At 47.9% G+C, this 22,597-nt stretch carries 20 protein-coding genes; 12 read left to right on the plus strand and 8 right to left on the minus strand.

Annotation, left to right across the window (positions count from 1 at the left end; all coding sequences use genetic code 11):
- Window positions 1-124: 124 nt before the first annotated feature.
- From Q365_RS0101715 to Q365_RS0101730, 4 genes are all read left to right on the plus strand, one after another.
- Window positions 125-529 carry a GFA family protein gene (locus Q365_RS0101715; RefSeq protein WP_028021715.1) on the plus strand — a complete coding sequence of 135 codons (405 nt, stop codon included), beginning with the start codon at window positions 125-127 and terminating at the stop codon, window positions 527-529.
- A gap of 217 nt (window positions 530-746) precedes the next feature.
- Window positions 747-1,013, plus strand: a complete 267-nt coding sequence (locus Q365_RS0101720; RefSeq protein ID WP_028021716.1) for a hypothetical protein — start codon at window positions 747-749, stop codon at window positions 1,011-1,013.
- A 99-nt stretch (window positions 1,014-1,112) separates the two neighbouring features.
- Window positions 1,113-1,469 carry a MerR family transcriptional regulator gene (locus tag Q365_RS0101725; RefSeq protein WP_028021717.1) on the plus strand — a complete coding sequence of 119 codons (357 nt, stop codon included), beginning with the start codon at window positions 1,113-1,115 and terminating at the stop codon, window positions 1,467-1,469.
- A 56-nt stretch (window positions 1,470-1,525) separates the two neighbouring features.
- Window positions 1,526-1,903, plus strand: a complete 378-nt coding sequence (locus Q365_RS0101730; RefSeq protein ID WP_028021718.1) for a carboxymuconolactone decarboxylase family protein — start codon at window positions 1,526-1,528, stop codon at window positions 1,901-1,903.
- 69 nt (window positions 1,904-1,972) lie between these two features.
- Here the strand turns inward: Q365_RS0101730 and yghU are convergent, their stop codons facing one another.
- Window positions 1,973-2,833 (minus strand): glutathione-dependent disulfide-bond oxidoreductase, encoded by an 861-nt coding sequence (yghU, locus tag Q365_RS0101735; protein ID WP_028021719.1) that lies wholly within the window; start codon window positions 2,831-2,833, stop codon window positions 1,973-1,975.
- Between the two features lie 272 nt (window positions 2,834-3,105).
- Here yghU and Q365_RS0101740 point away from each other — a divergent pair, with 272 nt between their 5' ends.
- From Q365_RS0101740 to Q365_RS0101750, 3 genes are all read left to right on the plus strand, one after another.
- Window positions 3,106-4,449: a glycine cleavage T C-terminal barrel domain-containing protein gene (locus tag Q365_RS0101740; protein WP_245621471.1), complete on the plus strand. Its 1,344-nt coding sequence runs from the start codon at window positions 3,106-3,108 to the stop codon at window positions 4,447-4,449.
- On the plus strand, window positions 4,446-5,378 hold the full coding sequence (locus Q365_RS0101745) for a methylenetetrahydrofolate reductase (protein WP_028021721.1): 933 nt from the start codon (window positions 4,446-4,448) through the stop codon (window positions 5,376-5,378). The genes Q365_RS0101740 and Q365_RS0101745 overlap by 4 nt, the downstream gene beginning before the upstream one ends.
- 350 nt (window positions 5,379-5,728) lie before the next feature.
- Window positions 5,729-6,841, plus strand: coding sequence for an NADH:flavin oxidoreductase (locus tag Q365_RS0101750; RefSeq protein WP_035024259.1), 1,113 nt, complete (start codon window positions 5,729-5,731; stop codon window positions 6,839-6,841).
- Between the two features lie 226 nt (window positions 6,842-7,067).
- Here Q365_RS0101750 and Q365_RS0101755 read toward each other — a convergent pair whose 3' ends face one another.
- Window positions 7,068-8,102: a zinc ABC transporter substrate-binding protein gene (locus tag Q365_RS0101755; RefSeq protein ID WP_028021723.1), complete on the minus strand. Its 1,035-nt coding sequence runs from the start codon at window positions 8,100-8,102 to the stop codon at window positions 7,068-7,070.
- 168 nt (window positions 8,103-8,270) lie between these two features.
- Here Q365_RS0101755 and Q365_RS0101760 point away from each other — a divergent pair, with 168 nt between their 5' ends.
- The 5 genes from Q365_RS0101760 (at window position 8,271) to Q365_RS0101780 (ending at window position 11,731) form a co-directional block, all read left to right on the plus strand.
- The gene (locus tag Q365_RS0101760) at window positions 8,271-8,990 is read left to right on the plus strand and encodes a metal ABC transporter ATP-binding protein (RefSeq protein WP_028021724.1); all 720 of its coding nucleotides are present in this window, start codon (window positions 8,271-8,273) and stop codon (window positions 8,988-8,990) included.
- Window positions 8,991-9,815 carry a metal ABC transporter permease gene (locus Q365_RS0101765; RefSeq protein WP_028021725.1) on the plus strand — a complete coding sequence of 275 codons (825 nt, stop codon included), beginning with the start codon at window positions 8,991-8,993 and terminating at the stop codon, window positions 9,813-9,815.
- Window positions 9,816-9,825: 10 nt separating this feature from the next.
- A complete protein-coding gene (locus Q365_RS0101770) occupies window positions 9,826-10,386 on the plus strand; it encodes a DapH/DapD/GlmU-related protein (protein WP_028021726.1) in 561 nt (186 codons plus the stop codon).
- A complete protein-coding gene (locus Q365_RS0101775; protein WP_028021727.1) occupies window positions 10,376-11,386 on the plus strand; it encodes a CobW family GTP-binding protein in 1,011 nt (336 codons plus the stop codon). The genes Q365_RS0101770 and Q365_RS0101775 overlap by 11 nt, the downstream gene beginning before the upstream one ends.
- 138 nt (window positions 11,387-11,524) lie before the next feature.
- Window positions 11,525-11,731, plus strand: a complete 207-nt coding sequence (locus Q365_RS0101780) for a hypothetical protein (RefSeq protein ID WP_028021728.1) — start codon at window positions 11,525-11,527, stop codon at window positions 11,729-11,731.
- Window positions 11,732-12,073: 342 nt separating this feature from the next.
- Here the strand turns inward: Q365_RS0101780 and Q365_RS0101785 are convergent, their stop codons facing one another.
- From Q365_RS0101785 to Q365_RS0101815, 6 genes are all read right to left on the minus strand, one after another.
- Window positions 12,074-13,366 (minus strand): DEAD/DEAH box helicase, encoded by a 1,293-nt coding sequence (locus Q365_RS0101785; protein WP_028021729.1) that lies wholly within the window; start codon window positions 13,364-13,366, stop codon window positions 12,074-12,076.
- 86 nt (window positions 13,367-13,452) lie between these two features.
- The gene (gene modF / locus Q365_RS0101790; RefSeq protein ID WP_028021730.1) at window positions 13,453-14,907 is read right to left on the minus strand and encodes a molybdate ABC transporter ATP-binding protein ModF; all 1,455 of its coding nucleotides are present in this window, start codon (window positions 14,905-14,907) and stop codon (window positions 13,453-13,455) included.
- A 955-nt stretch (window positions 14,908-15,862) separates the two neighbouring features.
- Entirely contained in the window at window positions 15,863-17,932 is a 2,070-nt protein-coding gene (locus Q365_RS0101800; RefSeq protein ID WP_035024260.1) for a GGDEF domain-containing phosphodiesterase, read from the minus strand.
- The gene (locus Q365_RS0101805) at window positions 17,929-18,786 is read right to left on the minus strand and encodes a substrate-binding periplasmic protein (RefSeq protein ID WP_081796104.1); all 858 of its coding nucleotides are present in this window, start codon (window positions 18,784-18,786) and stop codon (window positions 17,929-17,931) included. The genes Q365_RS0101800 and Q365_RS0101805 overlap by 4 nt, the downstream gene beginning before the upstream one ends.
- A gap of 305 nt (window positions 18,787-19,091) precedes the next feature.
- Entirely contained in the window at window positions 19,092-19,355 is a 264-nt protein-coding gene (locus Q365_RS25285; RefSeq protein ID WP_051563708.1) for a glutaredoxin family protein, read from the minus strand.
- Window positions 19,356-19,442: 87 nt separating this feature from the next.
- A complete protein-coding gene (locus Q365_RS0101815; RefSeq protein WP_028021733.1) occupies window positions 19,443-22,538 on the minus strand; it encodes a beta-galactosidase in 3,096 nt (1,031 codons plus the stop codon).
- Window positions 22,539-22,597 lie beyond the last annotated feature (59 nt).

Raw genomic sequence — 22,597 nt, forward strand, 5'->3', positions numbered from 1 at the left:
TATCGATATATAGACCTTTGAATCCGCATCAACGCATTGAAATGGGTGCATTAACATGTTGTATTCAATCAGGGCTGACCAATGCAGGTTTTCTAAGGGTTATAGAAATGGAGATATATTCAGGATGAGAGATAGTTACGAGGGTTCGTGTTTGTGTGGAAGCGTTCGTTTTTCTGTTGAGAGTTTTGGCGAAAAAGCGGCGAACTGCCACTGCACAATGTGTCGAAAATTTCATGGGGCGGCGTTTGGAACCTTGGTTGGCGTTAAGGGTTTAAGCTGGCTGTCTGGCAAAGACTCTCTCCAAGAATTTGTTGCACCAAACGGGTCAATACGGACCTTTTGTTCAACCTGTGGTTCAAGCTTGGGGTTTCGGGTAAAAGGCGAGCCACTTGAGCGAATCGAATTGGCGATCGCGACGTTTGACGTGGATATTCCAGTAAAAATAGATGCTGAAATTTATACCGGATACAAAGCAAATTGGTGTGCATTGCGATCAGAACTAACGACATTTTCTGAGGGGCGTCAATGACGAACGGCGAGTTTTCACTGCCAGACGTTCGCTATCAGTTTTGTTTCGAAAACCATCGCTCTGTTTATTAGCGGCTGCGCGTTTTCATCACACACTCTGATGGCCTCTGAAATCGAGCGCCTTCAGGTTGCTTGGGTATACACAAAATCAATGTCTTGGAATCAGTTTCATATCACTTGATAATGTATCGAACTTTAATCATCGAGAAAACCAACGTATGGAACTGCAAAAATCGGAGCTGTTAGCGCTGTTGTCTAAAGAGTGCGAAGCATATACCTCTATTCCGACCAGTGAAGCGCAAATCAAGCGAGAAAAGAAATGCTTTATCAATGGCTTAATGACGGCCTGCAGAGTGGTCGGTATAAGCTTCGAAGAGTTGTCCGCCATCGTTGAATCAATGCCGAAGCATGGTGAATTCAAAGACCTCGATGAACAGCTCGCAATCCCCACTTATGTGCGGAAGAAGTTGAACATTGAGCTTTAATCGTTGGTTAAAGATTCCAATTGTTTTACATGCTGATTGTCGTATTTGGATATGATGATGTGTCATTCAGACGTTTAGATAGACCTTGGGGGATAAACAATGAACATGAGCGAATTTTCAAACGCTGTTGCCTTGTCTTCTCACACGCTCCGATATTATGAAAAAATAGGCTTACTGAAAGACATTCACAGAAATAGCAGTGGGCATCGTGTTTATACGCCGAAAGATTTGGCATGGATTGGTTTTGTTAAACGCTTAAAAGACACTGCGATGCCTCTTGAAGACATTTTAGAGTATGCGAAGTTAAGGGAAGCGGGGTCGATATCGGTGATGCAACGTCAAGCGTTATTGGAACGCCATAAAGCAAACTTACAAGAACATATCGAACAACAAAAAATGCACCTCTCTGCGCTAGAAGACAAGATTGATCTTTATAAAAACGGAAAAGTCCTTTGACTTAGAGTCAACTCTAACTTGTATGGTGTGCGTGTTGATAGACACGGAGCATACTCATGGACAAATCACGTTTTGAATCTGGCCTAGAGCGACTCGCAAGCATTGATGGCGAAGCGGGAAAACAGGTTATTGATAGTTTGCAGGACATTTGTCCAGACTTGGCAAAATATACGATTGAGTTTCCTTTTGGGGATATTTATTCTCGTGCCGGACTCGATATTAAATCGCGCGAGATAGCGACGGTTGCTGCGCTCACTGCACTGGGCCATTGCGCGCCTCAATTAAAGGTGCATCTGAATGCTGCATTGAATGTCGGTTGTAGTGAAGAAGAAATAAAAGAAGTCATATTACAAATGACCGTTTATGCGGGTTTTCCTGCGGCTTTGAATGGCATGTTCGCGTTCAAAGAGGTACTTGCAGAAAGAATGGCTTGAGACATGATGGGCAGAAAAAAGCGCACCTAGAAGGTGCGCTTTCACATTCTTAGCAACGCAAGCTATAAACTAAGGGCGTAGTTTCAGCACGTTATCAATATCTTCAGCTGAATGGCGCTCTAAGACTTTCTCCCACTCTTCACCAAATGAACGGTTAACAATGCGACCACGTTGCACGCCTTCACGTGCATCAAGCTGCTTCGCCCAACGAACGACGTTGGTGTAAGTGTGAACTTCCAAAAACTCAGCGGCATCGTACATACGGCCAAGCACCATCGCGCCGTACCACGGCCAAATTGCCATGTCAGCAATGGAGTATTCTTCACCCGCCACAAAGGTGTTTTCGGCAAGTTGCTTGTCGAGCACATCTAACTGGCGTTTTGCTTCCATCGCGAAGCGGTTAATTGGGTATTCTTGCTTTACATCGGCATACGCATAGAAGTGGCCAAATCCACCACCTAGGAACGGTGCTGAACCTTGTGCCCAGAATAGCCAATTCAAGGTTTGGGTTCTTGCTGGGCCGTTCGCAGGCAGGAATTGACCGAACTTTTCAGCCAAGTGCATCAAAATAGACGCTGATTCAAATACGTTGACGGGCTCAGCACCAGTTTTGTCCAACAGCGCTGGGATTTTCGAGTTCGGGTTTACACCGACAAACCCTGATGAAAATTGGTCTGAGTCACCAATATTGATCAGGAAGGCATCATATTCTGCTTCCGTAATGCCAAGTGCTAAAAGCTCTTCGAACATAATGGTAACTTTCTGACCATTCGGCGTGCCAAGAGAGTAAAGCTGGAATGCATGCTCGCCTACTGGCAATTCGCGATCAAATCTAGCGCCTGATACTGGGCTGTTGATGTTTGCGAATTTGTTACCGCTGCTTGCTTCGTTTGCCCAGACCTTTGGCGGTGTGTATTGATTGTCGCTCATCGTTTCTCCTTGAATATCCATGACGTGCTTGTTGTCTGATTGTATCTATTTGTTATGTAAACAACACTGTAACATTTGATATTGACCTTTCCTAAATTATCATCAAAACGCCAGAGTTGCATGGATCGCATGCACAACTGGTTTTGTTAAGAAACATGACGTATTTGCTCTTTACCGTGTCGCGTGTTGAAAGGCTACCCCAAGAAAAAGCGCGCATTTTGTGTGAAATACTGAGCACAGATTGGCGCAGTTAAGGGAGGAGTAGGGGCGAGATGATGATTAACGAAGGCAAGGATAGCTTGCAAACTAAAGATAGTTTGCAAACCAAAGCGGCTGTTGCGCGCCACAATACTGATGTGAATCAAGCAGGGCGTCATGTCCCTATTAACCTGCGTCAATCTGGAGCAACGCCTGTTGAATTGCTGATCTCGACAAGAGTGCGCAAATCGCCTTATTGGCATTTATCCATTGAAGCCGGTTGTTGGCGTGCGACGGTATATAACCGCATGTATCACCCTCGTAATTACGCTCGGCCTGAAGATGGCGGGGCAATGGCTGAATATGATGCATTGGTGAATCACGTCACTATGTGGAATGTGGCTGTAGAACGCCAGATCCAAGTGAAAGGGCCTGATGCAGAAAAGTTTGTCGACTTTGTTATTACGCGCGCTGCAAATCTCATCAAACCCATGCGCGCTAAGTATGTGATCCTTTGTAATGAGCAGGGCGGTATCCTCAACGATCCCGTGCTTCTTCGCGTTGCCGAGGATGAATTTTGGTTTTCCGTATCAGACAGCGATGTGGAATTTTGGCTACGTGGTGTGAACGTCGGAAAAGGCTTCGATGTGTCTATCGCTGAAATTGATGTCGCGCCGCTTCAAATTCAAGGCCCCAAGTCTGAGGCCATGATGACAGATCTCTTTGGGCCAGCCGTCAGTGATATTCCATTCTATGGATTAATGGAAGGGAACCTTAATGGCGTCGAAGTCATCATTTCGCAAACGGGATGGTCAGGAGAGAAAGGTTACGAAATCTTCTGTAAAGACGCGACGTTGAATGCAGAAACGGTATGGTATTCCGTATTGGGGGCGGGTAAGCCGCATAACTTAATGGTGATTGCGCCTGCTCATCATCGGCGTATCGCGGCGGGTATTTTGTCATGGGGGCAAGATATCGATCAGGAAATTTCGCCGTTTCAGTGCAATTTAGCGTACCAAGTTCCTAGAAACAAAGAAGGGGACTATGTGGGTAAAGCCGCGCTGGAGAAAGCGAGAGAAGACATTGAAGCTGGTAACTCGCCCTATCCGCTTTGCATGGTTGGGATTGTTTTGGGCGGCGAACCCGTCACCGATTATGCGAATGACTTCTGGCTAGTGTTCGATGAGCATGGCGATGGTGCTATCGGGTATGTGACGTCGCCTTGGTTTAGCCCTGAATTGGAAACCAATATTGCGCTGTGTTTTGTGCCTTGGGATAAGAAGCAAGTAGGCACAGCATTGAGCGTCGCGTTGCCCGAAGAATATGGTGGTGAACGCGTGTCTGCGACCGTCGTCGATGTGCCTTTTCGGCCGTCCGTGAACCCGAATTCTCGCGAGACTGAAAAGGCTCGTCAATGATGACGATAGACACTGAATTCAATGGCGGAAACCTTGCTGCCGACAATCAATCTCCCTCGAAAGCGGCGTTGGAATTACTTGCCAATGCCTCTATCGAAGCGACACCCAAGCAAATTAGCGCGCTTCAGGCATCGGGTTATCACGCGCAGCCTCCTGATTGGCTTATAAGGGGCAGCTGCGTTTATGTTCCATTTCTTCCCGATGCCGAGTTTGAAAATGCGTTTGATACCTGCGAACAATTGCTGGTATGGGGGATGCAACCTATTCCCCATTTTCCTGCAAGAGCTATTCCTAGTGACGCGGTGTTGCATCAATGGCTGGCAAGGTTGCAGGAGATTGGGGTGACCCAACTCTTGTTGATAGCGGGCGATATTAAAGAGCCTCGCGGCCCTTATCCCGACACGCTGACGTTATTGGCATCCGATCACTTATTGCATTATGGGTTTACGGGTTTTGGTTTTGCGGCGCACCCAGAAGGGCATCCTTTAGTGAGTGATGAGGTGATGACGCGGGCACTCGAATACAAATGTGCTTATGCAAAACGAAACATGCTGGCATCTTGGGTCGTGACTCAGTTTTCATTTGACCATGTGGCGTTAACTCGATGGTTAGATGAATTTCATGCGATGGATACAGGCGCTCCCGTCTATTTGGGACTTGCTGGGCCAACGCGAATGAAAAACCTATTGTCCTATGCCGCGCAATGTGGCGTGGCAACGTCGGCTAAAATGTTGAAGAAGTACAGCAGTGTTGCGCGGCTATTACGTCCGTGGACGCCCACAGAGGTATTTGATGCGTTGGTCATTTACCAAACCACACATCTTAATTCGCCGTTGAAAGGCGTGCATCTTTTCCCGTTTGGCGGGCTTAAACAATCGAACGAATGGGTAGCGGCACAGAAGGTGTTGGCGAACGCGGAAAGTCGTTAATGGTAGTTCTTGGTAGTGAGCTGCATTGCCACTTAAAGGTCTGGCTGGAATAAGAGGTTACCTTTTGTTCCAGCCCATCTCTTTTTAGTCGACCTGGTTTTAGCCGATCTGGTTTTAGCCAATCATGATGAAAAAGCCGTTTAGCGAGACTGAACGGCTTTTGCTCGCCTCCTAGATTCTCTGCCTATTTCCTCACTTTCGAATCCATTTCATGTCGCTTTCTTATGCGAGAGTGCCGCTCTCTTAATCTAGATTAAGTTTTGTCTGCCATGTTCTCTGTACTATCCGCGTGAATTAGTGCCCATGCTTAATGGGTAACTCGCGTAAAACGATTTTAATGAGGATTAGACTTGAGTTCTTTGTTTGCAGAAACCCGCATCGGTATCATGACACTTAAAAACCGCTTCATGAGAAGTGCGACGTGGGAAAATATGGCGACAGAAGATGGCCATATGACAGATAAACTTTACGCCATCTATGAAGAGCTCGCTCAAGGTGAGATCGGCCTGATCGTGACGGGTTACGCTAACATCGTTGAAGAAGAAAAGCCTAACGCGGGCATGATGGGCATGTATAACGACTCGTTTATCGAGGAATACAAAAAGCTCACTGAACTGGTTCATAACAACGATTCTAAAATCGTGATGCAATTGGCTTATGGCGGCACGAAAACCACGCATGACCTTGGCAAACGAGTGATCTATGCACCAAGTGAAGTGCCTGAAAAAGGGACGCAAACACTTGGAAAAGCCATGACCACAGATGAAATTGATTACATTGTTGATGCGTTTGCCAAAGCATCACTAAGAGCACAGCAATCGGGTTTTGATGGTGTAGAAATTCACGCTGCCCACACGTACTTGATCAACCAGTTCTTAAGCCCTTATTACAACCAACGTGAAGATGAATACGGCGGTAGCTTAGAGAATCGCATGCGATTCTTGTTAGAGATATACGCGGCAACGCGCCAGCTAGTCGGCGACGATTTCCCTATCTTGGTTAAGCTCACCGCCTCTGAGTTTTTTGAAGGCGGCGCAACCTTCGATGAAACCCGCTTAGTGTGTAAAAAGCTCGAAGAAGTGGGGGTTGATGGCATCGTGGTGTCTGGCAACATTCATGGTAAAGCCGACACTATGATTGGCGAGTTACACGATGGCTTTACGATTCAAGCAGAAGGCTACTTTCATGAATACGGCCACGCAATCAGCCAAGATGTGAACATCCCTGTGATCACTGTGGGTGGCCTCACCGACTTTGATGCCATTGAAGCCATCGCGAACAACACGGGTATTGAATACTTCGCTCTTTCACGCCCTTTGCTCTCTGAGCCGCACCTTGTGAAGCGCTGGAAAGAGGGCGACAGAAGCCCTGTAGAGTGTGAAAGATGTTCGAAGTGTCGCACTAAGCGCGGTAACTTCTGCGTCGTGAACAAAGACAGAAAGGTCCAGCTTGCGCGTATGTAGTCGTGTGAGTTGTCTTCGTTGCTCTAATTCGGATCATGTCTGAGCGAGCGCAACTTAGCGCCTAGATAGAGAACCCAGCTGATTCACCACGAAAAAGTCTGGCTGGAATAAGAGGTGACTCTTGCTCCAGCCAGTCTTGTTTTCGTCAGCTTAGTGTTAGCTAATCTGTTTCATAAAGCGTTATTGAGTCTGTTGAAGAGCCCAAGCGCGATGATGTCTTAGCGCTCTATTTACACTGACTCAAGCTGTTCACCATGGCGTTAATCAAGGTTTGATATTGCGTGCTGCCAACAGGAATGCTTGCGCCCAATGGGTCCATCACACCGATGGTTGTAATGCTGGTGCCCTCAAACACATTCTTCACCAAACCTGGGTTATATTGCGGTTCGGTAAACACACAATTAACGCTGAGATTTTTAACCGTATCTCTGATTTCTTTGATGCGCGCTGGGCTTGGATCTTCTGCATCGCCCAATGCAATGGCCCCCGCGGCTGAAATATCAAAACGCTTTTCAAAGTATTGGTAAGCATCGTGGAAAACGATGAATTTCACCTCGCCAAGACCCCCAATTTTAGTGCGCGTGCCTTCAATCAGAGCATTAAGAGATGCAGTCGCTTCAGCGGCATTGCGTTTGTAGGTTGATGCATTGTCAGAATCGGCGGCTGACAACTTCTCTTGAATCACAACCACCCATGCTTTGGCGTTTTCAGGGTCAAGCCATGCATGAGGGTCACTTCCGTGATGATCGTGCCCATGATGGTCGCCCGCGTCTTTGTGTTCCGCGTGCTCATCGTGTTCTTTGTGCTCGTCATGATGCTTTTCGTTATCATCATGATGTTCATCTTCGTGTTTGTCCTGATGTTCATCGTCATGGTGTTCGTCACCATGGTCACTATGGGCTTCGAACGTCGCGCCTTCACGGTATTCAAGCGTGTGGGTTTGTTCCAGCGCGAGCATTTCAATTTTCTCAGCGGAACCCGCGACGTTATCTAATGCTTTTTCTAACCAAGGGGTTAGCCCTTCGCCCATCCAGAAAACCACCTCCGCATCTGACAGGGCTTTGGCTTGCGAAGGACGCAGTGTGTACTCGTGAGGCGAAGATTCCGCGGGAATCAATAAATCAGGTTCGCCAACCCCTTCCATGACCTGACTAACCAGTGAATGAAGCGGCGCAATGTCCACGGCAACATTTGGGGCTGCTTGAACGTGAAAAGACATGCCTAAGCCAAACGCGGCATAAGCAAATAAAGAGTGACGCATGAATTTCTCCCTTTCAATGAGTCCTGTAAAAGCTCAAAAGCTTCGTGAATAGCAAACTAACGTGAGTAGCAAACTTAATTGTTATGTTATAACATAACAATTACATCAAGCGTAACCCCTCGGATCTAGCGCTGTTTTGTTTTTGGGTAGTCATAAGGAAATGCCTCAATGCTGATTGAGTGCCACAACGTGTCCATTCGTCTTGGGCAACGAAACATTCTCCGCGACATTAATCTTTCAGTGCATGCAGGTGAAATCATCACTCTTGTCGGCCCCAACGGCGCGGGTAAGAGCACACTCTTCAAAGCCTTTATCGGCGCACTTTCCCCAAGCGCTGGCGACATAAACAAAGCCTCTGATTTGCGGATTGGGTACGTCCCTCAGCGTTTATACATTGATGAAACCCTGCCAATCACCGTTTCTCGTTTTATGAATTTACCCCGTACCCATTCGCGTGATGTCGTGGCGCAGGCACTTGCAGATGCGGGCGTCGCGGGGTTGGATAAACAACAAGTGATGGATTTATCCGGTGGGCAGTTTCAGCGGGTACTGCTAGCGCGCGCACTGCTTGGCGAACCGAATTTGTTGTTGCTTGATGAAGCAACACAAGGGTTAGACCATCGTGGAACCGCCGACTTTTACCGACAAATCGCCAAGGTCAGAGAAACACGCGGCTGCGCCATTGTGATGATCAGCCATGAGTTGCACGTGGTGATGAAACAAACCGATTGGGTAATTTGCCTCAATGGCCACATCTGTTGCCAAGGCGAGCCTGACGTCATCAGTGATTCACACGAATACCGCGCTTTGTTTGGCCTGGATTCGCATGACGACACGGCATTGAATTTGCGGGAATCCCGCCGCCAACCTGCTACGGGAACGTTTTAAATGTTTGATGATTTTTTAATTCGCGCAATGCTCGCCAGTGTCGGCGTGGCATTGGCTGCAGCTCCGTTAGGGTGCTTCGTGGTGTGGCGACGCATGGCGTATTTCGGTGATGCAACGGCGCACGCTGCGGTGCTGGGCGTGGCGCTTTCGCTCACGCTCTCTACCCCCATTTTTGCGGGCGTGTTGGTCGTTTCTTTATTAATGGCAATGACGGTTTCAAGCCTAAGCGGGCGCGGCTTTGCCATGGATACTTTACTTGGTGTGATGGCACACTCTTCTTTGGCGATAGGACTTGTCGCCGTTTCTTTTCTTTCTGGCGTTAGGATTGACCTGATGTCTTATCTCTTCGGGGATATTCTCGCCGTCGGCCCCACGGATCTTTGGCTGATTTGGGGCGGCGCAGCACTGGTATTGTCGCTCATCGCGTACCGTTGGTCTGGGCTACTTCTCTCTACATTAAACCCCGACCTTGCACTTGCGAGCGGCTTTAATCCCAAGCGCGAGCAATTCATCCTTACCCTCTCTCTCGCGATTGTCGTCGCCGTTGCCATTAAAGTCGTCGGTGTGCTTCTCATTGCCGCCATGCTGATTGTGCCCGCCGCAACGGCACGTCCATTAAGCCGAACGCCTGAAATCATGGCGGTGATGGCAGCGCTTATCGCGGTATGTGCCAGCATCATAGGTCTTCGCAGTTCCTACGTGTTTGACACACCCACAGGCGCAACCATTGTGTGTGTTTGCACCGGTCTGTTTATGGTCACCAATATCGCCGCAAGGTTATTTGTGCAAGGTCGCGAAAGGTTCGCTTCATTAAAAGAAAATTAGGGAGAATCACTTGCTGAGAAAAAATCCATCAGGCCACTACCCGAGCGTGTCTGAAAAGGCATTTATTGATCCTACAGCCATCATCTGTGGTCACGTCATCATTGAAGACAATGTGTTTGTTGGGCCCTATGCGGTGATCCGCGCTGATGAGGTCGATGAAACCGGTGAGATGCAGCCAATCACCATTCAACGAGACTCCAACATTCAAGATGGCGTGGTGATTCACTCTAAAAGCGGCGCTGTGGTTTCCATCGGAAAGCAAACCTCCATCGCGCACCGTTCGATTGTTCATGGCCCCTGTACAATTGGCGACAACGTGTTCCTTGGGTTCAATACCGTGGTGTTTCGCACCACCATTGGCGAAGGCTGCGTGATCCGCCATAACTGCGTGGTCGATGGCGTCGATTTACCTGCGGCATACCACGTTCCTCCGATGACGAACATAGGCCCTGCATTCGACTTGGATTCGATCGAAAAAGTCCCGCCTGAATATTCCAGCTTTTCTGAATCCGTAGTTGAAGCAAACAATGCCTTGGTTGAAGGTTACAAAAGGTTAGCGAATGAATTCTAATGCCGCCCCAATGCTCGCCGTTCCCACAAACATCATTACCGGTTTCTTGGGGGTGGGTAAAACATCGGCGATTCTACATTTACTGAAAAACAAACCGTCTAATGAACGTTGGGCGGTGTTGGTGAATGAGTTTGGCGAAATTGGCGTCGATGGCAGTTTGTTTGAAGGCACACACACCAAACAACAAGGTGTGTTTATCCGCGAGGTGCCCGGTGGCTGCATGTGCTGTGCGGCGGGGCTTCCTATGCAAATTGCGCTTTCACAACTGCTTTCTGAAGCCAGGCCAGATCGTCTGTTGATCGAACCCACAGGGTTAGGCCACCCTAAAGAAGTGCTAGAGGTACTGACATCCAAGTATTACCAAGAGGTGATCGCATTGCAAAAAACGCTGACCTTGGTGGATGCAAGAACCCTTTCCGACGAACGCTACACCAACCACGCCACGTTTAATCAGCAGATTGCGATGGCCGACTTAATCGTCGGGAATAAAGTCGACTTATACCGTGAAGGCGACACGGCGAAACTGGCTAACTACATCAAAGAACACGCTGCGCCGCAGACGGAAATTACGTTAACCCAAAACGGCGACATTCCATTTTCTCTCCTGTCTGGCCCAAGTGCGAATCACCTGCTGAACCCACATGGTCACCACCATCATCACCATAAACAAGACAAGCCATTGGCCTCTGAGCTGCCACTTCCTGAATCCGGTTTTCTTAAAGCAGAAAACCAAGATGAAGGCTATTCGAGCATTGGTTGGCGCTTTTCCGCGAGCAAAGTCTTCGACTACCAAAAGCTCTCAACGTTTTTGTCGACCATTCGTGCGGTGAGAATGAAAGCGGTGTTTATTACAGACACGGGCGTGTTTGGCTATAACCTTACCCTCGACGCGCTGAATGAAATGGAGTTGGATGATGCGATGGAAAGCCGCATTGAAGTGATTTCCGATCGCCAACAAGCTGAATTGGAACCGAACTTGTTGGCCTGTGTGCTTGGCTAATAACGTTGACTAAACCTAAACGGGCTGACGTATCAGCCCTTTATGCCCCTTTGTTGAGGCTTTAAGACAACATAAGCTTTGGAAATTTTCACGTTGCGGTATGCTGGTTTTTTCAGCCAACAAACGGGACGTTTTGCCATGTTTTTTCGCGTTCTAAGTCTATTGGTTGCTGTCGGCGTTATCGCTCTTATTGTCACTCCCGATGCTCCCGAATACCTACGTTGGATGGTGTGGGTGTATCTGTTTGTGATGTGCGGTATCGGTATGCTTGCTATGAATGCGCCGAGGATACACCAATGGTGGTTAACGAAAGAGGCTGAGCTGAAATCGCGGTTTAAGCGCTAACGTAACAAAAACAGGGAGATGGCAATGCCACCTCCCTGCTAAACCCAAGTAACCTGAAGATGCAGGATTCAGCGAGCTTCACTGACGTTATGATCAAGGCGTCCCTTTGCCGATGTAGTGAGCTCCATCAAAAAGGGACAACACCGAGCATGGCGTCAGTCAACTCGCCCGAAGGGAGGCCCTCAGAGCGTCCACTTCATCGTTAAATTCCTGTGAAATAGAATGACTATTCCTACAAGAATTTGCCTCGAATTGAACACTCTGATGGCCTCTGAAATCGAGCATCTTCAGGTTGCTTGGGTATATACAGTCAGTCATCTGATTACGCGTTTAGCGTTGGGCTTACAGCCCTTTTAGCCACGCATCCATAGCAGCAGAAGTGCCTTTGTTTTTGCGCTTTTTCTTACCCGTGCCTTCTGGCTTTGCCATTGGCTTTTCTTCCGCTAGTAGGGCTTCAACCGCAGCTTCATCAACTTCAAACCCTTCAACTTGCTCACGCTCTAATCGGATTTTGTTTTTCTTCTCGATGATTTTGAAGTGGTGATAATCTTCATGATCGATCAGCGAAAGCGCCAAACCCACTTCGCCAGCACGGCCGCTTCGGCCAATGCGGTGCATGTAATCGGCAGGGCTTCGTGGTAAATCAAAGTTGATCACAACCGGCAGCTTTTCAATGTCTAAACCACGGGCAGCAATGTCAGTGGCAATCAATACATCAATGTCGCCGGCTTTAAAGCCTTCAAGCACACGAGTACGCGAAGCTTGTGCTTTGTCGCCATGGAATACTTCAGCGGTGATGCCACGTTTCGCCAATTTGTCTGCAAGGTGCTCACAAGCTTTTTTAGCGTTAACGAAAATCAGTGCTTGTCGCCAATCGTGCTCGTGGATCATATGTGCGAGTACGGCGGTTTTCTCGCCTTGGTTAACGGTGAAAACGCGCTGAACCAAGGTGCTCGCATCTGCACTTTGCAGTTGAAGCTCGATAGGGTCGTTAAGCAAGGTCTGAGTAAGCGTTTGAACTTGTTCTGGGAAGGTGGCAGAAAACAATAAGGTCTGCTTTTGCTTCGGCAACATGTCTAACAGTGATGAAAGCTCTTCGGTAAAGCCGAGGCTCAACATGCGGTCAGCTTCATCCAAAACCAGCGTTTTCACGCGATCAAGTTTGATGGCATTGCTTGAAATCAAATCCAGCAAACGACCTGGGGTGGCAACAAGAATGTCTGTACCGCCGCGAAGCGCAAGCATTTGGGTGTTGGCTGAAACGCCACCAAACACAGCAACAGTTTTCACCGCGCCGTTAAAATGCACTGCGTAAGATTTGATGCTGTCTGCTACTTGTTTTGCCAGCTCACGGGTTGGTACTAAGACCAGCCCAGTAACAAAGTTGCCTTTGCCGCTTTTAGGCTTATTGCTTTGCTGTTCAACAATTTGTTGAAGCATTGGCAATGCAAAAGTGGCTGTCTTCCCTGAACCAGTGTTCGCGCCTGCAATCAGGTCGCGTCCTGCCAATACGCTTGGGATCGCTTGCGCTTGGATCGGTGTTGGCTGTTGATATTCCAACTCTGTTAAACGTGCTAACAGAGGGGAAATGAGGCCAAGTTCAGTAAAGTTGGCTGGCGTCTTTGCAGTAGTCATTCAGATAAATGCTCGAAGCTATAATGTTAGCCGGACATTTTAGTGTATTTCGGGCCTCTTCAGTTAGTGATATTGATCACTTAGGGTTAGTGAGAGACTTCAAGCAAGGCTCGATAGCATTCAGTTTCCTCATCAAACTCGAACGTTAGCGTATTTTTGATGCTCGCGAGTTCGTCATCTTGATAGTGTGAAACGTAGAGCAATTGGCTAAGGTTTTCTTTGGCGATGAGTTCTAGGGTGTTTTTCATCAGCCGACGCCCGAGGTAATCCAAGCCTTGATATGGCTCGTCCAAAATCAGCAAGGTGGGTTGTTTCACGATGGCGCGAGCGATCAGCAGTAGACGCTGTTGACCGTACTCCAATTTACGAAACGGCGTTTTGATGTATTGGCTCATGTGTAAGATAGCCAACCACTCTTTGGCGAGTTCACGCTCTTTGATGGTCGGTTGGTTATACAAGCCAATGGAATCGTAAAAACCAGAAAGGATCACCTCTAAGGCGCTGCAATTGACACGGTATTGCAGATGCAATGCTGACGACACCATGCCGATGTGCTTTTTAATTTCCCAGATAGTTTCGCCCGAACCACGTTGCTTGCCGAATATGTGAATGTCGTTGCTGTAGCACTGCGGGTGGTCGCCAAAGATCATGCCGAGTAGGGTGCTTTTCCCACAACCATTCGGGCCTTTTACATGCCAGTGCTGACCTTTGTCGATGCGCCAATTTACATCGGTGAAAATGGTTTTGGCGGTGTATTCGACATGCCCGTTTTTCAATTCAAAAATCGGATTCTCAAACGGGGTCGAATGCTGGTGGCGGCGAATTAACGCCATCATGTGGTCGCTTTGTTCTTCCGACTGCGCTTTGAGTTGGGCAATAACTGGGTGTGCGTTCCACGCGTTTCTGTCCATTAGCCCATCAAGCTTTCCGTGATTGAACAAGGCAATGTGGTCCACCCACTCAGGCATGTCTTCTTCGCGGGCAAACGTCACGATCATTTGCACGGTTTGTGACAGTGTGGCTAGGTAGCTTGCAAGTGACGTGCGATGGGCAAGATCAAGGCCGCTGAAAGGATTATCAAGCACGACCAAATCAGGTTGAGTCGCGAGTGCTCTGGCTAGCATCACGCGGCGGGTTTCTCCAGTCGACAGCACACGAAAACCGCTGTCAGCTAGGTGAGTCAGGTCAAGGTCTTCAATCAAGGTGCGAGTGAGTGACTCATCTTGGCTGTTCTCATGAATCAAATCGAAAACGCGAGTGCCCATGTCGATGCGGTCGAGAAAGTCAGTGTCGTCTTTGGCGATTTCCTCGTCTAACAGACGCTGCTGTTCAACCAAAGATACTTGAGCAATGTTGCCATGGCTTGCTGCTATGGTTCCCTCATAGGCGAGTTCATGACAGAGCATGCCGCCAAGCAATGAGCCGATATCCCCTTCTGAACTGAATACAGCCCAAGACTGGTGATGTTCAATAGCCCAGTTATCGATGTTTAGTGTCGACGTTGCGCCGTTTGCCGTCACCTGATTGAAACGAATTTCCATGTTGGTTGTACGTCCTTGTTTGCTTGGGTATACGATGTGCTGTGCTGTGCTGTGCTGTGCTGTGCTGTGCTGTGCTGTGCTGTGCTGTGCTGTGCTGTGCTGTGCTCTGTCGTCCTTTTGGGCAAGGCTCCACACAATATAAAAGACATTGTCGCTGATGTCGTGCCTGCGATTGAGAAATGTTAACGCGTAGAGATTGGGTGATTGAAATGGCGAAAATTTATGTAGTTAGCGTGAGTGGAAAGAATGAAATATATGGTTGATTTTATATTTAACTGTTGGGCGGTGAAATTAAAGTTAGGAGAGATTTGTGATATTAATGAAGTGGGAGTGAGAGGGCGAGAAATAAAAAGGACAGGTAAGATAGAGTCCGCATAGAAATAACCCTTACCTGTCCATAATGCAAAGTCGCATCTAAAGTTTTGCTTATTGCAAAGAACATCCCTGTGTATTTACCAAAATGTCATGAAAGGTAAAAATGTTGGCAGTGAATCTTGGAGCAATCAATGACTTGCTCTGGTGTTTCGTGTTTTTTGGCATCAAGCGCTAAGTGACTGATACTTAATGTCGTGCTCTCGCAAAGAACCGACTTCGCATGATGCTAAAGGGTTGCCAGCGGAGAAGAAATACAGATAACTGCAACAACAAACCTGATGACCTGTTACTACAAAATACAGATAACCAGTACGACTTATACAGTGACCTGTTACGACAACTTCTTCGCCAGCGTTTTCGCTATGGGTTAATCTTTATTCAATTCGCGAATTTTTAAAAGGGATTTTTATCTCATCATGGCGATAGTGTTTATATATTGAAACAAGACTGTCAGTATATTTAATAGTCAAAGGCATGGCGGGCAACTTGTTGCCAAGGGATGCGGAAGGATAATCCAATTAAGCTAATGATTTTTAATGGTTAATATTTAAACAATGTAAATGGGCGTGATTCAACCGTGTTAAACACATTTTTGCTCGATGGGTTGCTGCTGAATAACAAATGGCAAAAATGCAGCTAGGGACAGCGGTGTGGAGTAGTAGTAGCCCTGCGCGCAATCAAAACCTTGATTACGTAAGTAGGCAACTTGCTCAGGTGTTTCAACACCTTCCGCTACGACAGACATGTGAAGTTTGTCAGCAAGGTATTGTACGACGTTGAAAATGGCCTTGGCATCTTCATCTAGAGGCAGAGATTGCGTGAAGTGTTTGTCTATTTTTATTTGGTCAAAACCGTAAGTCATTAGGTATTCGAGTGACGCAAATCCTGTCCCAAAGTCATCAAGCGTGACGGTTACACCCGCATGTTTCAGCCATTGACGCACTTCGTTGCTCGATGCGGTATCGAACATCTGTGAGGATTCGGTGATTTCAATATCAAGGTTTTTGAGCGGCACGCGATACTTGTCTGACGTGGTCACGAGGTCAGCGATAAACCCTTCTGATACAAACTGCCTTGGTGATACGTTGACGCTGAATCGAAAGTCTTCTGGCAGTTCGTCCAGAACCTTGCTCATGTCTGAAAACGCGCGGCGCATGACTTCTCGTCCTAATGCCACGATAAGACCTGTCCGTTCAGCTTCTTCGATAATTTCCACATGCGAGTGTACGCCACTGATATCTGGGTGAAGCCGTAAAAGGGCTTCACATCCGGTGACACGACCTGTTCCCATGCTCACTTTCGGTTGGTAAAGCAGCGTAAAGTTCTTCTTCTCGATCGTCTGTTGCAGTGCGTTGCGTACTTCTTCTTGTCGTATTTTGGCGAGATCTGCTTGTTTGTCATAAAAGCGAATGCACTTGCGCCCCCCATCTTTAGCAACATAGAGCGCGACGTCGGTTGCATGAAGAAGCTGCTGGGGGCTCTGACCATTTTTTGGGTAAGCCGCTACACCGATAGAACACGAAATACTCTGGGTGCCTCCCGGTAAGGCATCACTGAGTGACACCGTGAGGATGGGAGTGATGATGTTAGTGATCTCTTCCTTATCTAAATCGCCGGGTAGGATGAATACGAACTCATCCCCTCCAGTACGGCTGATGGGCACATCTTTAGGGACGATTTTTTTGAGAGCGTTGGCGAGAGTGACTAGCAGTGCATCACCCGTTTGGTGGCCATATGCATCGTTATAGGAACCGAAATTATCGATATCGAGCGACACCACGTGGAAAACTGCATCTTGACTGCAACGCGTATTGAGTTCTGAGAGCAGTGCGCGTCGGTTTGTAACATTAGTAAGTGGATCTCTCTCCGACAGCGATTTCAGTTCTGCTTTGGTTTTCTCTAGATCCCTCATGTAGTTGAAAGCTTGCATGACGGAGTTGTTATATGCATCAACCAAACGACCAAACTCATCACCGTGGTGGCCTTTGACTTTGCGTATTGTGGCGTTTTTGTGCCGGCTTAACTGCGCACTATTATCGATAGACTCGATAATATTGGAAAGTGGGCGACCTATTTGTCTGTGAAAGAAAATCGAAAGGATAATTGCGACCAGCAAGACCTCGCCAAGCGTTGAAAGAGCAATGGTACCGACCAATTCTAGAAATTCGCGTTGCGATGTTTGATAGTTGATTGACCCGATGAGATAGCCAACATTTTCATCAATGAACTGATTGTTCCTGTGGACAGGGAACACGAGCGGATAGGTGATGGTGGCATTTGAAATGGTAGGAATAAGCCACTCTGTCCATGTGTTTTCGTCAGAATTAGACGTTGGCTGGGTGAGTTCGGCGATAACGTCCTGATAGTTGTCGAGCAAGACAATATGTTTGAACAGGGTGTCGCTATCAAATCCTTTTAATAATGAATGACCTTGAGCTGAATCGAGATTGAACGCAGCATACGCAGCACTATCAACAATGCTCTCAAGGCGCAAACGCGCTGAATCTTCTTTTTGATCATTCAGTCGATTGAGCTGGATAGACGCAATAATGACGCTGAGTAAAATCCCGCCAACCAAACTCACCAACATGACTGACGCAACAAATCGTTTAAGTAATGGGGCTTTTGGGCCGGAGAAGTTTTGTATCATCGTTCTTTCTCCTTTGCGGGTAATAGCACCTGACAAGAGCGCGGGTAGATTTTCTCGGGGTCGTTACCGACGCAAACTCGGTAAAGTGCCCCACTATCCACAAGCGAGCGGTAGGCCGTGGTCAATGCGTTGTGCATGGCAGGGTCTGAATCCAGACTGAGTGCCAGATTCAGGACCAATGGCTTGTCTCTGTCTCCTAGATAGAAGTAGGGGGTCAATCCACTATTGGCATTTTCGCTATAGGCATAGATGGACCAAAGACCAGTGACATAATCGCATTTCTGGGCGTTGAGCAGGGTGAGGTTAGCGGCGGGTCGGGCAATGCCGCCGCTGGCGGTACGATAGGCCGAAAGCACACTTCTGACAGAGAATAGATTTTTGTTCGCTTCAAAACCGAGGCTTTGAAGGTATTGGTAGGAATAAGTATCCAATTCAGAGCAAACACGAAACTGCTTGGCATCTTCTAATGAAGGAACATTAAGTTCGGAGCGGCTTTTCAAACCAATGAGTGACGAGCGCTCTAGCGAATACAGAGCACCGATCCAAAGAAATTTCGTGGCGCGTTTTTCCGAATGAGCGAGTGAAAAAATCGCCACGTTTTTTTCTTTCTGTGCCTTTTTGTATGCGCGAGCCCATGGCATGACGTCAATGGTGGCGTCACTCATATTGGCTTCTTCTAGTATGGCTTTGACCATATCAACCGCTCTACCTTGGAAACCTCCGTTCGGACTGATCACTTGAAATGGGGGAAGGATTTCAGAAACAACGCGAAGAGGAGTGGCGGCTTGCGAGAAAGACGTAACAAGTAACCCAAACAAGATGGTGATAAAACGCTTAAAAAACAATGTAGTCATCCTCAATAGCCGCTAAAAACCGAGAAATGTAGGCAGAAAACCACAACGCTCGATGCTTTTATTTCAACCAATGTTAAGGAATTTATATGCGCTTGAGTGTCTCAATAGTGCTATTTATACACACTTAATTCACGTCGCGATAAAAGATATGGAGAGAAAGTAATGGTGCGGATTATGGAAGAGGGCGTCGAGAACACACACGCCGCGATGGTCGCGGCGTGTTGGTTTTATTAGAGTTCAGATCTTTGAGTTTTGGAATTAAATCAGTGGCTTTGGCTGTTGATCAACCAAAGCTTGAGTGGGATCTATTTGGAGAAATTCTCTTTGAAATAATCGATGATATCGTCTGATTCATACATCCATTCTACTGAACCATCGTCATTAGCAATGCGAAGGCACGGAACCATGCTGCGACCGCCTTGTGAGACAAGTGCGTTGTAGGCTTCGCTGTCTGCACTAACGTCTACCAATTCAACATCAAGATTCATTAGCTTCAACGCGGCGCGTACTTTAATGCAGTACGGACAGAAGTTTCTGTGATAGAGGCTATGAGCGCTTAGATTTGGCATGTTACTTCCTTATTTTTATATGATTTATACATTTTGCCTCTCAATAGACCTGACATCGAGACTTTTCCATTCACACGTCGATTTGAGTTATTCGTGTTTCATTGTCAGCGTTAACGAGTAACGGTAACGCATGGCATTGAGCAAGTATTCGGAGTGCACGCTTGGGCTCCATGAATCATCCCCGCCGATCCCCATGTGATGGCCGTCTAATCGCAAGTACAAGTGGTCATCTTCTACCAATTCTTCTTGGTGTTTCGCCGCGGCTAAGCTTTCTTGGCTGTAACGGCTTACTGAGAAATGGAACAAACCAAGGATGCGAAGATTATCAATATCCAATTGGCGAACATCACAGCGCAATCCGTTTTCTGATGGAAAAATGTATGGCGTGTGCATGTCATCAGTGAGTGCAAGGTATCGGCTCACCATCGCGGCTGATTTACGGTCTGGGTAGTTCTCAAAGGGACCGCGACCAAACCATGCCACTGTGTCTGTTAGAGGCAGTGCGAGCTCTAACCCGACTCGCGGCAGCGCGGGCATACCAGGCGCGACGTTAACATCAACGCTAAGTAAGATGTCGCCGGATACGTTCACTTCATAGCGCCACAGAGTGGCAATAACCATGGTGTCGCCGGAAAAATAGCCGTGATGAGAGCGGATTTGGATTTGATCACTCAACACATCAACCGTGTTGAACAAATTTTCATGCCGAAGCGAAAATAGTCCGGCCTCTTGCCATTTGTTCAACCAAGCCTCGGGATCGGGATGGTCTGCTTCGCTAGCGCCTATGTCGTTATCAATGGGAGGGCGAACGAAGTTGTCTTTCGGTGCATCAAGCAATTGCTCTTCACCGTCAATCAGCCATTGCACCAAATGCCCGCTTTGTTTATCAAACCCAAGTTCAAAATGTTCGCCGCGAATGGTCCAATGATCGGCCTCTTCATGAACCTCCGGTAGGCGGTCAGGGCCGACATCAGGCAAAGCAATGCTGGAATTAACGGGCAATGCCAGTTGTCCCCAACCAATCACTGTCCCTTTAGGCGCCCAAGGTTCTTTGGTTGCAAGCACCACTTCGATGTTGAGGAAGTACTCTTTGCCGGGCTTGGCTTCAGGCAAGGCTTCAAGGAAGGTGTGTCGACTTGATTGAGCCACTCGCAGATGAAGAGGTTCTTCGCCATGGGCGATCTGTTTGCCACTTTCTTGCAGTGTCCACTTAAGAGTGAGCGCTTCGGGTGGATGAAACAGAAACTCATGTTTAATGGTCACGCTCAATGGCGTCGCGCTGTTGAGTATGTAGTGAAAGCGCTGCTGCTGGTATTTCGCTTCAAAGGCTGAGGGGTGAGGGGTGCGATCAGGAAACATTAAGCCGTTGATACAAAACTGCCTATCGTTCGGTGTGTCACCAAAATCGCCACCATAAGACCATTGGCTTCTTCCTTGATCATCTTTCCGAGAAATACCTTGATCGACCCAATCCCAAATGAAACCGCCTTGTAAGCGAGGGTAGCGTCGGAACGCATCCCAATATTTGTTAAAACTGCCGAGACTGTTACCCATCGCGTGCGCGTATTCACACAAAATGAGGGGACGGTTTTCATGAGGTAACCCGATCCATTTTTGCAGTGCCCATTTGGGCAAAGTCACTTGGTCTTGGTCTTCTTCAACGCGCGCATACATAGGGCAGACAATGTCTGTGGCTTCAGTGTTAGCACCGCCGCCTTCGTATTGCACAGGTCGGCTAGGGTCACGGTGTTTCACCCATTGATACATAGCGTGATGGTTATTACCGACACCGGATTCATTGCCTAGCGACCAGATGATCACACTTGGATGGTTCTTGTCACGCTCGACCATACGGGTCACGCGCTCCATGTAAGCGGTCAGCCACTCGGTGCTATCTGAAAGCTGACTCATGGGTACTAAGCCATGAGTTTCAATATTGGCTTCATCGACCACATACAAACCGTATTTATCACACAGCTGATAAAAAGCGGGGTGATTAGGGTAGTGGGACGTGCGAACCGCATTGAAGTTGAATTGCTTTATAAGCTTGAGATCGTTTTCGATGTCTTCAACGCGTTGAACATAACCGCGTTCAGGGTCAAACTCATGGCGGTTTACCCCTCGGATTAACGCAGGTTGCCCATTGATGGTAAGTAGGCCGTCGAGGATCTCCACCTGACGGAAGCCCACATTGCAGGCTTCAATGTCCACGGCGTTGCCATCATCATCCAGCAACGTAATCACGAGTCGGTAAAGGTGCGGATCTTCATCGCTCCACAGCCTTGGGCACGAAATGGTGATTTGATGCTCAACGCGATTTGGCCAACTTCCTCGCTCGTCTATTGGGCGCTCGCCGCAACGCGCAATCACAGGGCCAGAAATATCGACCCCTTCATCAAACAGTTGGATCGCCACTTGTCCATAAATGCCGTGTAGCGTGGTTGTGAGCGATAGCATGCCTATCTGGTGAGTCGGGTCGAGGCGGGTGTTAACGTCGAAGTCGAGGATTTGATGGAACGGTTTTTTGCGGAGAGTCACGTCGCGGAAAATGCCGCTGAGCCACCACATATCTTGGTCTTCAAGGTAGCTGCCATCGCTCCAACGCAACACAACAGCGGTAAGCTGATTGTCGCCTAAAGAAACGAAAGGGCTTAAATCAAACTCCGCCGGTAATCGACTGTCTTGGCTATAGCCCACAAAGTGCCCGTTACACCATAAATAGAATGCGGCGCTGACACCTTCAAAACACACAATAGTTTGCGATTTTTTCCATGATTCAGACAGGGAGAAGGTGGTGCGATAAACCCCTGTCGGGTTGTGTGCGGGAACAAACGGTGGCGTGGCTTCGAATGGGTATTGAACATTGGTGTAAATGGGAATGTCGTCAGTGTTGTGAAGCTGCCAGTTTGATGGGACGGGCATATCTCGCCATTGTGAATCATCAAATTCTTGGTCAACCGACGAGGAAGGCACGGACTCTGGGCTATCAAACAGGGCGAACTTCCATTGGCCGTTGAGAGAAGTGCGATGTCGCGATACCGGAATGGGTTGGTGTTGGTCATCTAACGCCGCTTCGACGCTGGGATAGGATGCCATAGGGCAATGCGCTGGCAAACGGTTTAGGTGCGTAATGGATGGGTTTTCCCAGTGACGACGGAGGATCAATTCGTTATAGCGAGTCATGCAGCGTTTCTCTTCTATGGGTGACCAGATGTTCGTGTTGTTTAAAATTGCTTCTGCGT

The organism is Enterovibrio calviensis DSM 14347 (assembly GCF_000621165.1).
Lineage (GTDB): Bacteria > Pseudomonadota > Gammaproteobacteria > Enterobacterales > Vibrionaceae > Enterovibrio > Enterovibrio calviensis.

Bases quoted from the DNA above. Each gene is read 5' to 3' on its own strand.
- Q365_RS0101715 (WP_028021715.1), top strand. From the start codon at position 125: ATGAGAGATAGTTACGAGGGTTCGTGTTTGTGTGGAAGCGTTCGTTTT.
- Q365_RS0101720 (WP_028021716.1), top strand. From the start codon at position 747: ATGGAACTGCAAAAATCGGAGCTGTTAGCGCTGTTGTCTAAAGAGTGC.
- Q365_RS0101725 (WP_028021717.1), top strand. From the start codon at position 1,113: ATGAACATGAGCGAATTTTCAAACGCTGTTGCCTTGTCTTCTCACACG.
- Q365_RS0101730 (WP_028021718.1), top strand. From the start codon at position 1,526: ATGGACAAATCACGTTTTGAATCTGGCCTAGAGCGACTCGCAAGCATT.
- yghU (WP_028021719.1), bottom strand. From the start codon at position 2,833: ATGAGCGACAATCAATACACACCGCCAAAGGTCTGGGCAAACGAAGCA.
- Q365_RS0101740 (WP_245621471.1), top strand. From the start codon at position 3,106: ATGATGATTAACGAAGGCAAGGATAGCTTGCAAACTAAAGATAGTTTG.
- Q365_RS0101745 (WP_028021721.1), top strand. From the start codon at position 4,446: ATGATGACGATAGACACTGAATTCAATGGCGGAAACCTTGCTGCCGAC.
- Q365_RS0101755 (WP_028021723.1), bottom strand. From the start codon at position 8,102: ATGCGTCACTCTTTATTTGCTTATGCCGCGTTTGGCTTAGGCATGTCT.
- Q365_RS0101760 (WP_028021724.1), top strand. From the start codon at position 8,271: ATGCTGATTGAGTGCCACAACGTGTCCATTCGTCTTGGGCAACGAAAC.
- Q365_RS0101765 (WP_028021725.1), top strand. From the start codon at position 8,991: ATGTTTGATGATTTTTTAATTCGCGCAATGCTCGCCAGTGTCGGCGTG.
- Q365_RS0101775 (WP_028021727.1), top strand. From the start codon at position 10,376: ATGAATTCTAATGCCGCCCCAATGCTCGCCGTTCCCACAAACATCATT.
- Q365_RS0101780 (WP_028021728.1), top strand. From the start codon at position 11,525: ATGTTTTTTCGCGTTCTAAGTCTATTGGTTGCTGTCGGCGTTATCGCT.
- Q365_RS0101785 (WP_028021729.1), bottom strand. From the start codon at position 13,366: ATGACTACTGCAAAGACGCCAGCCAACTTTACTGAACTTGGCCTCATT.
- modF (WP_028021730.1), bottom strand. From the start codon at position 14,907: ATGGAAATTCGTTTCAATCAGGTGACGGCAAACGGCGCAACGTCGACA.
- Q365_RS0101800 (WP_035024260.1), bottom strand. From the start codon at position 17,932: ATGATACAAAACTTCTCCGGCCCAAAAGCCCCATTACTTAAACGATTT.
- Q365_RS0101805 (WP_081796104.1), bottom strand. From the start codon at position 18,786: ATGACTACATTGTTTTTTAAGCGTTTTATCACCATCTTGTTTGGGTTA.
- Q365_RS25285 (WP_051563708.1), bottom strand. From the start codon at position 19,355: ATGCCAAATCTAAGCGCTCATAGCCTCTATCACAGAAACTTCTGTCCG.
- Q365_RS0101815 (WP_028021733.1), bottom strand. From the start codon at position 22,538: ATGACTCGCTATAACGAATTGATCCTCCGTCGTCACTGGGAAAACCCA.